The following is a 13,270-nucleotide window of genomic DNA, read 5'->3' as shown; positions in this document are numbered from 1 at the left end:
ATATGGAGCTTGACTGTAGCAATAAACGATATATCATTAAATCCGGATAAGCGGATGAATATGATGGCAGCTAAGATAAGCACGCAAAATCCCGAGACACTCATGCGGCAAATGGCCGCGCTCTCCGATCCTACGCGCCTGCGGCTCCTCCGCCTGCTCGAACGTCAGGAACTCGGCGTCGCCGAACTCTGTGAAATTCTCCAGATGCCGCAATCCACCGTCTCACGCCACCTCAAAATCCTCTCTGCCGACAGCTGGGTTGTTTCCCGCCGTGCTGGCACGACCAATCTCTACCGCATGATTCTCGATGAGATCCCCCAAGCCGCCCGCGACCTTTGGCTTCTCACCCGAGATCAAACCGCCAATTGGCCCACCCTCAATCAAGACAAAATCCGACTTGAAGAATGCCTTAAACGCCGGCAATCCAATGTCCGCTCCTTCTTTGAAGGTGCTGCTGGCGACTGGGGTGCGATCCGTGAATCACTCTACGGCTCCGCCTTTTCACATCTCGCCATTCAATCGCTCATCCCCGCCAACTACACCGTCGCCGACCTCGGCTGCGGTTCCGCTGACCTCGCCATCCGCCTCGCACCCACCGTGAACAAGGTCATCGCCGTCGACAACTCGTCCGCCATGATTAAAGCCGCCCGCGCGGGTGCAAAAAAGTATACCAATCTCGACATCCTCGAAGGTGAACTCGACAACCTCCCGATCGCTGACAACCACTGTGATGCCGCCATGCTGGTGCTCGTTCTTTCTTATATCCCAGAAATCGAGCCCGTCCTTCAAGAAGCCGCACGTATCCTCAAGCCAAACGGAAAGCTCGTTATCGTCGATCTGCTTCATCACAACCGTGATGATTTTCGCCGCCAACTTGGGCAGCACCACATGGGTTTTGATCCCGCAGCACTGACCGCCGCCTTCAAAGCCACCAATCTCACCAACCCCATTTGCAACCCGCTTCCTCCACAACCTGACACCACAGGCCCCGCTCTCCTCCTTGCCACCGCGCAAAAACCCGGCTAACAAAACCGAACAAACGTACAGAATCAACAAAACCTTGATCCTAAAATAAATATTCACGAGTCAATCATCACCAAGGAGCGAAACGCAATGACTCAGTTAAACATTAAAACAGTTCCCGGCCTCGAAGTAACATCCGTCGATGGCTTCGAATACAAACTTAAACCCGGTGCATCGATCGCAGAGTTAGAAGAACTCGCCATTTGGGGTCGTAAAGAACTCGACCTTGCCGAAGTTGAAATGCCCGGCCTTATGGCGCTCCGCGAAGAATACGCAGGCAAAAATCCGCTCGCCGGTCAGCGCATCATGGGTTCACTCCACATGACTGTGCAGACCGCTGTCCTCATCGAAACACTCGTCGACCTCGGCGCTGATATTCGTTGGGTTTCCTGCAACATCTTCTCAACACAAGATCATGCAGCCGCAGCAATCGTTGCAGGTCGCAGTGGCACCATCGCTAACCCGCAAGGTGTTCCCGTCTTCGCATGGAAGGGCGAAACACTCGAAGAATACTGGCAGTGCACCGAACGCGCTCTCGACTTTGGTAACGGCAACGGCCCGACCCAAATCGTCGACGACGGTGGTGACGCAACTATGCTCATTCACAAGGGTGTCGAGTTCGAAAAAGCTGGCGCTGTCCCCGGCCCCGAAACCACCGACAACACCGAATTCAAAGAAGTCCTCAAAGTCCTCGCAGTCTGCCTCAAAGCAGAACCCAAACGCTGGCACAATGTTGCTGAGCAGATGCAAGGTGTCTCCGAAGAAACAACCACCGGCGTGCACCGTCTCTACCAAATGGAAAACGACGGATCGCTTCTCTTCCCAGCCATCAATGTCAACGACTCGGTTACCAAGTCGAAGTTCGACAACCTCTACGGTTGCCGCCACTCACTCATCGACGGCCTCAACCGTGCCACCGACGTCATGATGTCCGGCAAGATTGCAGTCGTCTGCGGTTACGGCGATGTCGGCAAAGGCTGCGCCCAATCACTCAAGGGCCAAGGTGCTCGCGTCATCATCAACGAAGTCGATCCGATCTGTGCACTCCAAGCCGCTATGGAAGGCTACGAAGTCGCACCTCTCGAAGATTTCCTTGAGGAAGCCGACATCTATGTCACCACCACCGGCAACTTCAACATCATCACCGCCGACCACATGTCCAAGATGAAGGACAAAGCTATCGTCGGCAACATCGGCCACTTCGATAACGAAATCGAAATGGCGCAAATGGACAAGTGGGCTGAAGCTGGCAAAGTTGAAAAGACCAATATTAAGCCGCAGTACGACATGTGGACATTCAAAGACACCGGTAATAGCGTGCTCGTCCTCGCTGAAGGTCGCCTGCTTAACCTCGGTTGTGCAACCGGTCACCCATCCTTCGTGATGTCCGCTTCCTTCACCAACCAGTCCATCGCACAGATCGAACTCGCGCAGAACAACGATAACTACGAAAACAAAGTTTACGTCCTGCCGAAGATCCTTGATGAGAAGGTGGCTCGTTTGCACCTTGATAAGCTCGGCGTGAAACTCACCAAGCTTACACAAGAGCAAGCCGACTACATCGGCGTCCCAGTCGACGGCCCCTACAAGCCCGAACACTACCGCTACTAATCCCCCCTCCGGAAGTGTGACAACTTCAATCTAACATTTATTTGTTAATAAAATGAAACGCTCATGCCATTTGGTGTGAGCGTTTTTTCTTTACGTTTGTGATGTGCCGATTTATATTACATATAGTCAGATGATCGTGTGAATCATCTGGCTCCACCGTTAGATACCCGTTTGTCTAATTATCGTTCAAACATGTCAGCCGCGCGATGCTTGTGTTGATCTACCGAATCTCGTGAAAGCTGTGGCATGGGTTTGTTTATGCGTATGACAGCGAACAAGAAACGGGAACAATCATGTTGGGTAAAAAACAGAGCGGCTTTACGGTACTTGAGCTTATCGTGGCAGTAATCTTCACTGTTTTACTGATAGGGATATTATTGTCAGTATTTGGAGGGCGACATCGACACCGTCACGCACCACAAATGATAAACAATATTCAACTCAGAGGTATCGTACAGAGTTTGGTTCTTTGGGGTCAAGGCAATAAGGGCTACTATCCTGGGTTTGATTCAGAAGGGGATGTGGTCGCAGCATCCGTTGAAGAGCGTCTTCAAATTTTGTTAGAAGGTAACTACTTCACTAGCGAATATGTGATCGCACCGGTTGACACCAAAGCCGAATGGACAACGGGTGCATTAACTACGGCCAACTACTCTTATGCGATGTTAGATATTGACGGGCCAACTGGTTCCGGCCGTGCGCAGGAATGGCGAGAAACAGCGAATATCAATGCTGTCGTCCTTTCTGACCGTAATATTGGTGAGAATAGTACTGGCAACGTTAAGTCGATTCATACTGATACTCTCGGCGAGTGGTTTGGTAGCGTAGCGTACAACGATTCACATGTTGAATATGAAAATACACATATTCTGGAGACTGGCTACGGTAGAAAGAAGAGTGCTGCGGTAGATGGTGAGGTAGAATTTATGTCAGAATTTGTTTTTGACCAAGACAACCTCTTCACTGAGGATACTCGCACTGGCGATGATGCCTTCATGATCTACTCCGGCAAATAGAGAGCATGTCTAACACGTGATTAGGCAGTTCGAAGTCAATTGCTTATGCGCTTTGACTCACCTTACGTTCGTTATCATTCCGAGCCTACTTTACAAAGATTTATCGTATTGTTGGCGGTGTGTTTGAGATCATCAACAAAAAAAGTCTTGGCGATTAGGTAGATCATCAGTAAAATACACATTGACGAGAAATGGTCTTGTCGATGTGTGAAACCCGTCACCTACTGTCAGATCTCTAGTATCTACCTATGACTCGGCGGTGAACGCCTTTTCAAACAATCAATCCTGATCACGATCAAATGATGTGGCAATCATCGCCATTCATCTGTGTGGTTATTGCTTGGCTTCAGTGCAGTACGGAAGCATGGAGAATCGGCGGTGACTTCTCCGTGTGGTTGGTGTGATGGTTAAATATGTATGTCAGATTGTAGGATTTGTTGTGATAGACGTGGCGGAGGCGAGTGTTGTTAGGGGAGGGGAATAGGATGGGGTTGGTGGGAGTGAGGATCGGAGTGGAGGGGAGAAAGTTTTATATTTTAAGGTGCAGAATACTCTGCCTATTAATGTGATTAGGGCCACAAAGCACGATTCAGTATAATGTACGAGTGATTCTGCTTCGGCATGATCGTACCCATGGTAATTCGAAAGTCATGCAAGGGGCAATGGATGTGTGTGTGTGAGACGAGCGACGTCGTCGCTCTGGAGAGGGAATGTGCTGATTCGCAATCACGCTGGCAGCGTTTCGGAACTGTCATGGTTTGGGCGGTGCTTTTGTATGGTTTTGTGGCGCGCCTTTTTGGATTACTTACCCGTGAATCGCTTTGGCTAGATGAAACGGCTATCGCACACAACATCGTCTTTCGATCAATTACTCAGATGCACGAGCCATTGGTTTATAATCAATCGGCTCCACTCGGTTTCTTATATTTGATTAAGCTCAATACACTCGTATTTGGTGTTTCCGATATTACGCTTCGGCTTTTACCATGCTTGTTCGGTATTGCGCTGCTGTGGGTGATGTATCAATTCACAAAACAATTTGGTCGGTTAGTGTTACTTGCGGTCTTACTTGTTTTTACAGCAAGCTACTTCCAACTCGAATATTCGATCCAGATTAAGCAGTATACCTGCGATGGGTTTATGGCCATGTTGGCCATTATATTTGCATGCCGGTGTGTAGAACGTTTTCAACAACGTGACCCACAAGCCATGCGGCATCTAATCTGGCTTGGCGTTTTCGGAGTAATCTCGACATGGTTTTCCTTCGTCAATATCATAATTCTCGCAGGCATCGGTTTGACGTTGCTTATCTTTTTCTTCATGCAGCGTGAGAAGCGTGCCGTGATCGGCATGTTCATCATTGGCGGTTTGTGGCTGCTGTCCCTTGGATTGCATTACGCCGTATTCCTCTCATCGCAGGATGGAAATGATTTTCTCAAGGAATACTGGGTGAACGGATTTGCGCCGTTTCCGCCAATAAGTTTGAGTGATTTGAAATGGTACCCAGCCAAATATTTCTACGCGTTTTCTGATCCAGCGGGATTCAAGCTTAGGTATGCAGCGGGTGTGTTAGCGGTATTTGGCGTGGTCGGTTTGTGGCGTTGGAATCGTTGGCAATGCGTGATGGTTTTGTCATGTCTGCCGTTTGTATTTTTACTTTCCGCGATGAAAATGTATCCATTTTTGGGTCGTGTGATTCAGTATCTTGTGCCGCTGTTTGTACTGTTGGTGGGTTTTGGCATAGTGGCATTTTCGCGGTTGCTGTTCAAAAGAACAGTATCTCAAACAATCTTTGCGGCCGTTCTGATATTGATGCTGATTGTGCCTTCTGTGTCAGAGCATACATCGCGAATCTGGTTGCGACCTGCACAGTCTGACGGCCATGATACGATCACTCGGTTGCAATTACACAGTGATGCTTCGCAGCTGATCTACACCGATCGTCATACACGGATCGGTTTTGAGTACTTTGCGACATTACATGGTGTAGAGCTGAATGTCCTGCATGATGATTATTCGTATGAAACTGGAGCCCAGAATCAAACACTACATGAGCAAACAGTGTTAAAGCTGCAGCAGATCATCAACCAAACCACTAATGAAGCATGGCTGTTGGTTGAGAATTATCAACCCACAGATGGATCGCCTTCCATCGAAACTCGATTAACAGCATATTTAAACCTCTACGGCAAAATGGTTGATCGTTACCCTACCAAGCTCGGGGTGTTGTTGCGGTATCGTTTTGATCATCCGGCGGCAAAAGATGACTGATCATCTTGGGACTACGGGTTGTTGATGTTGGCAATTCTAAAGGCAGCGGGGTACGATTTGTCCACTGAAACCTTATGGCAAATGGAGACGATGTCTTGCAGGACGATAGTGTGACGGCAGAAGATTTGCCGCTTAAACATGATCAGCACGTTTCACCATGGGCGGTGGTCGGCGTTTTGTTGGCCATCTTTGTAACCTACGCGCTTTTTGCCGACGCATCTTCATTGTGGGATCGCGATGAACCTCGCTTTGCACGTTCTGCTTATGAGATGCTCACTGGTGGAGATTGGCTTGTCCCAGATTTCAATGGTGACTTCCGTTTGCACAAACCCGTCTTTGTTTACTGGCTCATGGCGATTGGGATCAAATTCATTGGCTTCTCTGAATTAGCTGTACGCATGCCATCAGTTCTCGGTATCACTCTCAGTAGCCTCATGGTCTTTTTCATCGGCAAACGCCTTTTTCATTCGCGCGTTGGGCTGCTTGCGATGTGTATTTTTCCCACCATGCTGTTGCCGCTCGTCATCGGTTCGGCCGCTACTGCAGATGGAACGCTGCTTGGTTTTATTGTGCTTTCAACTTGGCTAATTATTGAGATTCTTTATCGCAGCAGGTGGTGGATGTATCTGCTTTTGGGTTTAGCGTTAGGCGGTGCCCAATTGACCAAAGGGCCGGTTGGATTGATCCCTGTACTGACATTTATCGGGATTATGATCGCTGGGCGTGATGGGATTGCGACAATTACCAAAGGGAAAGTTTTCGGTATATTCGTCGCGGTGCTAATTGCTATTGCGATGTTTCTTGCGTGGGGTATCCCTGCGAATATTGCCACCGGCGGACAGTTTTTGAATGAGGGTGTGGGTAAACATGTTGTTGGTAGATCTGTCGAAGCAATGGAATCGCATGGTGGTTCTGGATTAGTTGGCTACCTCGTCTCACTTCCGGTTTATATCCCTGTTCTGATTGTTGGCGTGTCACCATGGGTTTTGTTTTTGCCGCTTGGGATTTCCGGGCAGATGCGAGGCTATATCGGTTCACCTAAAGCGCGCGCGGTTTTGTGGGGATGGATGGTGCCAACCTTTATTTTGATGTCGCTTGTTGCGACTAAATTGCCGCACTATATTCTGCCAATTTTTCCTGCGGTTGCGCTTATGATTGCCGCGGCGATTTATGCACGTGCACATGAAGCATCGCCAGATGATGAGAACGGTTGGCTGGCAACAGGTCTGTGGGTTTTTATTCCGTTTATGTCTTTGGCTGCACTTGGCGGTTTGGTCGCACCTTGGCTTGTGACACGGGGTATGATTGGCTTTTCATATCTGCTCAATCTGCTTTTTGTTGCGATCATGATATTGTTGATCATATTGATCACACGACAGGTGATTAAACGACAACTTATCCATGCGTCAGTATTGGTGACATTGATCTTGCCGTTGGTAACGCTACCGACTTACTATTTGATGATGCCCGGCGTGAATGAAGAATTCAAGCCGTCAAAGACTATTGCACAAGGTATCCATGAGATCATTGGCGAAGATGTGCCTGTGGTTATGTCGGGTTATGAGGAACCATCACTCGTATTTTATCTGAAACGACCAGCTGGGGAAGTCGTCGAAGAATCTGGTGCTAGTCCTGAGAAGGTATACGATTGGTCACGATCTGGAACACCTGGTGTGCTAATCATTACTGCGGAGAATCTCAAGAAAGTTGAAGATAAATTTGGTCCGTTACGTCTGCACGAGCTATTCAGAGATGAGACAATTAACTACTCCGCCAAAGGGCGGCAATTGGATATTTTGGTTATGGGGCGCGGTATGACTTCTTCGATGTTGAATCGTGCAACAGCATATCGTGAGCATCATGGACAATCGTAATAGTAATAAACTCAGATGAAGTGAATGGTAGATTAGGTTGTTATGGTTTGTAATGCAGAATCTGTTCACGCTGTATTAACTTTGCGATGATGCTTCCAGCGGCTAAGTTTGTTTTGTCATCAATTTGGTAGTCTGTATCACCGAAATTTGCGTAAATTACGGTCTTCTCACCAAAAACAGTTTTCTGTACCAAGCAATCATTTGTGAGATATACAAGTTCGGTTAATGCTGTAAATACAGTTGCCTCATGGATAGGCTGAAAGAATTTTGCGGCATTAACAATGGTATCCTTTTGCTTTTTAAATGTATCTTGGTTGAGATGATACATCGGTGGAACGTTATAAAGCTGTTCTAGCAAAGCGATTGTTTGTATTGTATTGCTGTACTTGAGTGATGCATTCGACCAATGATGCGTGGCAATTACAGCATCATGGAAGGCGGCTTGGTAGAGCGGTAAGCGTGAAGCAGGATCGTAGTACAGCTTTACATATTTGTCCTGTAGCGGGACCGTTTTCATAAAAACATCGGGTCCGCTATCAGGATAGTATCTGCCTACATAGTACTTAGATTTTTTATCTTTACGGAGTGGATCGCCCCAGCCGATGACTGGTGTCATCATTCCGTGAGCAAAATGAATTGCTGGAATCGCGTAACTACTACCGCCTTCAGAACCCACGACCAGATCATGCTGTGAGGATAGCCATTTCATGCGATCTAAGCGCTGCACAGCTCCCTGGATTTGAGATTGCGTGTGCTTCGATGCGTAATCATCATAGACCTCGCCAAAAGCGTCACAGTCTACAAACCAACCGGTATGATTGACTCCACCCTTGATGTTGTTTACACGCTTAGCAACGTAAGGTTTTGCCATCAATGGCGAGAGTTTGTAGCCACGTTTCTTGAATCCGTGTTTGGGTTTACCTTGAGCATTAATAATGCCGCCTGTGTTGTAGAGTTCGAGATCAAACTGTGCGGTGTCCCAAGTTTGTTCGGGATCAGTATCCGGGTGATGGATCGAGTGATAGGAATCGTATGGCCCAAACAGGTAGCCAGCTTTATCCGCTGCTTCTGCAGCTTGTGGCTTGAAGTTCGTACTGTTCAATCCACCGGTGGAAAGGTTGATACGTTTGATACCTGCTTCCTGAAGCTGAGTGATCATACGTGTTGAAATGCCACCGCCCCATTCCGCTGTATTGTCGAATACGCCGGGAAATGCAATGGCGAGTAGTTCCAGATTTTGTAAGGCGATTTTCTGCTGCTGTGTGATAGAAGAGATCGGTTCTTCAGCAGTTCCTGTTGTGTTGGTGCGGATCAAACGGTCGAGTATAGCGGCCAGTTTTCGACGCTGGTAGGCATTTACCCATTCTTCTGCTGCAATCTCCTTTATCAGAGTCTGCTCAGCGGGTGTGAGCATGCTCCAGATTTTTGCCGTGAGTGTTTCTTTATGGTTCTGGTTTTCGGCGATTATGATCTTTGTTGCAAATGCTTTGGCGGCTTTTGGTGAAAGGTCATTGCCATCCACAATTTGCGGCCCCCATACATATGCATGAATTGCACCGATCAAACGTTGAGCTTTTGGGGTTATCTTAATCTTATCTTTTAGTGAAACAAATTGCCCTGTTTGCTTCAAATAAGTTCGATATTTCTTAGCGGGTAATAGCAAGTCATCTGGCTTATCCAGCGAGAATCGTACAGTATAAGATCGCTCTTTTTGAACAGGTGTGAAAGCGTGAGTGATAGTCAGTTGGATGGGTTTATCGGAATCGACGGCAGACAAAGCTGTTTCAGACGCAGAGGATTTTGGCTGTGGCGAACTACTAGAGAATGTGAGTGTGTTATGAAATTGATCTTGGATAAGGTACACACGAGCGGTATTGTTTTGAGGATTATGAAGGGAGAAGGCTGGAAACGATAGTTTTTCTAAAAGCGATTCATTTTTAATCGTGAGTAGCTTGTTTCGCCACACTTTGTTGTCATGCGTGATACGTACACCTTCAAAGAACGGCATGATCCACTCGTCTTGTGAGTCGATTTCTTTGATGATGGGGAATGTAACGGTTCGCGTTGTATTAGAGGGTACAGGTGAAGCGATGGTTACGATCAGGTCATTGCCATTGAGTTTGCAGGTGAATTTTAGATCTCCCGAGGGATGAGGGGCGGTCCAGCGGGCAAGTGTTTGGAAGGATGAGATGTTGGCGGTGGGGAGTTTTTGCTGTTGAGCTTCTGAGAACAAGACACGTGTTTGATCCGTAGAACGCCACGCAGTGATTTCTAAGGTCGTTGGGTTGATGTGCCATTGTAGATCAGCACTGCCTTCGAGCATGATGGTATTTTGGGCCGTTGCATCATACAAAGGTATCGACAAGGCGAAGATTAGGATGGCCAGAACACGAGACATTTTCAGGAACATCGGCAAAACCTATCGGTCAGGGTGAAATCACGTAGGTGTTATCTTGCGGTAGATCGTAACAGAATCTACGGGGTGGGAACTCCCATTATAAATGACGTGGGTAGGATTACTTTTTAATATCTTGCGTGTTGAATTAAGTGACAGTCATGAGAGAATTGTCGATAGTTCGGATATTCTTTGGTGACACGAGGCAGCAGGTTGCAATTTAAATACAAACAACGAAGTATATTATTGGGCGGGATCATTCTGGGGCAGCTTGTTTGTCTGCTTGTGGCTCTCTATGTTTTTGAATATTGGATGACCGAGCGGCTGCAATCCGTGGTGCGAGAACGGATGTTAGAGACCAGCGATCAGGTGGCTGGGCAGCTTGCGGAAGTCATCTCGTTCCTGAAGCTGAAGGATATTTCAGCTGGAAGCGATGGACGAAAAATCCTTGAAGATCTCCTCGACGAAACCGATATCCCCGGCGAGGGTTATCTTGGTGTGATTGATAGGAAGTCGGGTGAGTTGATTGGTGTGGAGCGTGGCCGCGTGACGGCTGAGCAAATGGCGGAGATTCGTGAAGAAAGCTTGGCGCTCAGCGGAGAAGTCACTCATGAAGGCGATTACTCACGAAGTTTAGCCTTGGGGTATTCTGCTCGGATGATGAGCGGCGACTTTGCTGTGGCAACTCGGAATGTACGTGGGCTCGATGCCGAAATGGTCGTGTTCCTCAATGAACGTAGTATTCAGAATCAAGTGGCTGCGCTCATGGATCAGGTTCAGGTCGCGGGTTTGATTGTGATGGTGGTACTAGTTGCGGTTAGTGCAGGGATCACGCTTGTTATTTTTGGTCGCTATGAACACGAGTTGGATGACGTGAATCAACAACTCGAAAACAAAATCCGAACCCGAACCAAAGCACTGATCCGCAGTCGCGACGCGGTAATTTTAGGTTTGGCGAAGTTAGCAGAATCACGTGATGATGAGACGGGCGAGCACCTCGAGCGTATTGGCAGTTATGTGCGTATCCTCGGTGAAGCGATGGCTGACGAACACGGTGAGGTGGCGGGAGTAAGTGTAGATCTGTTGGCTCAAACATCTGCACTCCACGACATTGGTAAGGTTGGCATACCCGATTCGATTTTGCTTAAGAAGGGCAAACTAACTGATTCAGAGCGAAAGATTATTGAGCTACATCCGGGGATTGGTGGCGACACACTTATGGCTATCAAACGCAAATGGGGGGACGATCCATTTTTGGTGACGGCGTCGCAGATCGCATTTGGGCACCATGAACATTGGGATGGTAATGGTTATCCATTCGGTCTCAAAGGTGAAGATATCCCACTTTCTGCCCGTATTGTTGCGGTGGCGGATGTGTATGATGCACTACGATCCGAGCGGCAATACAAAGCAGGGATGAATCATGAGGAAGCAGCGGCTTATGTCAGGCAGCAACGTGGGAAGCATTTTGATCCCCAGGTAGTGGATGCATTTTTTGGTAGTGAAGATCGTATCAAGCAGGTGTCTGAAACACTCGCACCCGACGCAGATCAGATTTGAATTTATTGATTTAAAAACCCCGCCATTATGACGGGGTTTATGTTTCGTTTCATGTTTATAGGTGTGGGTCAGATACGACGTCTACGTCGAGCTGCTGCTGTACTCAATGCGAGAGCAAATAGTGCCAATGTTGCAGGTTCCGGTACAAGCTGTGCGTTTGACTCAAAGGATAAGATGCCCGTACCGCTAGCAGCATTGGTGAAGTCGAATGTCACGCCAGTGACTGCGTTATCCGCTTGAGCGCCCGGTGCCATTCCGTTCGTCAACAAGTTCATACCAATGATGCCATCGATGATCGGTGAAGCGAGTGGGTTGTTGCTTTCGTCTACACCATCAGGCGCCGAGATATCAAGCACGCCAACAAGGACATTCTCAAAAACCATCTCGTGGCCATCGGTTGTTGGTAGGATTAATTCATCAATTCGCACGAACGGTACATCGACTTGGCCACCGACACCGCCAACTTGCAAAACCTGTTCAACGTCATGATCAGGGTCGATCGGGTTACCGAATTCATCCAGTTCATATTTCAGACCGAGCGTATCCGCAATCGAAGTCGAAATCATTGATAGCTGGGCACCAGTATCCACGATGAAATTGCCGTTGTCAGAAGCTGTGCCGCGCGTGGCTGTAATGCCGTCCACAAAGGGCAGGGGTGCGAAGGTTGGTGGCGTATCATTGATGTGATCCGGATCAAGAATATTTGGTGTGTTCGGATTACTGTCGTGATCAATGGTTGGTTTGTTCAGCGGAAAATCCCGCATAGCGAGGTTTACGCTGAAATCATTAAATTGAGAAACACCTGTGTTCAGATCGACCTTAATGAATTCGAGGTTTTGCACGGGACTGTTGTCGATATTAACGATTTTGCCCATCATCACCGGCATGCCCACGATGGCGGAAAACGAACCAAAATCAAGATTATTTCGGCCGAACGCATTGAAGTCGTAAAGCACGCCACCCTGCGTATCGTTGTTGCCGTTGAAGACCAGCGTGTAATCAACATAGACATCGAGTAAGTCTTGATGATTACCGACACCGGATTCGCTGTAGAAAACAGGGTTGCCCGTGTCAGGATTTGTCGCTTGCTGATATGGATTCACAAGCGTTGCACCACTATCGAGATACGAGAGTCTGGCAAGCAGCACACCCGATGCGCCGGTGTCTAACAAACCCGTGTTAAAAAAGAGGGGCCCGACCGCATTCGGATTGTTGTTCGGTGGGATTTGCCCTGTCGGCGTGGTCGAGAACTGAAAATCAACCCGTGGTTGATCCCATGCGATGTCTGAAGCTTGACCCATCAAATACCTTGCGGCCAAGGCTTGGGATGACAAAGCCAACAATGAAGTTATTGCAATTGCAGGCGCAAACAGGCGTGACGTGTGTAAGATCGATGAGCGCATGACCAAATCCCTCTGTATGTATTGATGCAAATTAAGTGCTCTTGGCAGATGCGTCAGCCCTCCGGATCCTTGTGTTGCCAAGAGAATATGTACTTCGATGTGAATTTATTGTACACC

Annotated in this window: 8 protein-coding genes; 6 read left to right on the top strand and 2 right to left on the bottom strand. The window is 48.0% G+C overall.

The window, feature by feature from the left end:
* Window positions 1-63: 63 nt before the first annotated feature.
* From ACQ6WK_RS11825 to ACQ6WK_RS11805, 5 genes are all read left to right on the top strand, one after another.
* Window positions 64-1,026, top strand: coding sequence for an ArsR/SmtB family transcription factor (locus tag ACQ6WK_RS11825; protein ID WP_432797584.1), 963 nt, complete (start codon window positions 64-66; stop codon window positions 1,024-1,026).
* Window positions 1,027-1,113: 87 nt separating this feature from the next.
* Window positions 1,114-2,634, top strand: coding sequence for an adenosylhomocysteinase (ahcY, locus tag ACQ6WK_RS11820; protein ID WP_432797583.1), 1,521 nt, complete (start codon window positions 1,114-1,116; stop codon window positions 2,632-2,634).
* Window positions 2,635-3,056: 422 nt separating this feature from the next.
* Window positions 3,057-3,650, top strand: coding sequence for a hypothetical protein (locus ACQ6WK_RS11815; protein WP_432797582.1), 594 nt, complete (start codon window positions 3,057-3,059; stop codon window positions 3,648-3,650).
* Between the two features lie 633 nt (window positions 3,651-4,283).
* Complete coding sequence (locus ACQ6WK_RS11810) at window positions 4,284-5,921, top strand: hypothetical protein (RefSeq protein WP_432797581.1); 1,638 nt, start codon at window positions 4,284-4,286, stop codon at window positions 5,919-5,921.
* Between the two features lie 74 nt (window positions 5,922-5,995).
* Window positions 5,996-7,795 (top strand): ArnT family glycosyltransferase, encoded by a 1,800-nt coding sequence (locus tag ACQ6WK_RS11805; protein ID WP_432797580.1) that lies wholly within the window; start codon window positions 5,996-5,998, stop codon window positions 7,793-7,795.
* A gap of 40 nt (window positions 7,796-7,835) precedes the next feature.
* Here the strand turns inward: ACQ6WK_RS11805 and ACQ6WK_RS11800 are convergent, their stop codons facing one another.
* A complete protein-coding gene (locus tag ACQ6WK_RS11800) occupies window positions 7,836-10,205 on the bottom strand; it encodes a glycoside hydrolase (RefSeq protein ID WP_432797579.1) in 2,370 nt (789 codons plus the stop codon).
* Window positions 10,206-10,502: 297 nt separating this feature from the next.
* Here ACQ6WK_RS11800 and ACQ6WK_RS11795 point away from each other — a divergent pair, with 297 nt between their 5' ends.
* Window positions 10,503-11,750: an HD-GYP domain-containing protein gene (locus ACQ6WK_RS11795; protein ID WP_432797578.1), complete on the top strand. Its 1,248-nt coding sequence runs from the start codon at window positions 10,503-10,505 to the stop codon at window positions 11,748-11,750.
* Window positions 11,751-11,818: 68 nt separating this feature from the next.
* Here ACQ6WK_RS11795 and ACQ6WK_RS11790 read toward each other — a convergent pair whose 3' ends face one another.
* Window positions 11,819-13,051: a retropepsin-like aspartic protease gene (locus ACQ6WK_RS11790; protein ID WP_432797577.1), complete on the bottom strand. Its 1,233-nt coding sequence runs from the start codon at window positions 13,049-13,051 to the stop codon at window positions 11,819-11,821.
* Between the last annotated feature and the right edge of the window lie 219 nt (window positions 13,052-13,270).

The sequence above is a fragment of the Poriferisphaera sp. WC338 genome, from assembly GCF_050931845.1.
Lineage (GTDB): Bacteria > Planctomycetota > Phycisphaerae > Phycisphaerales > Phycisphaeraceae > Poriferisphaera.
Note: the sequence above shows the minus strand (reverse complement) of the source record. Positions and strands in the feature narration are given on the sequence as shown.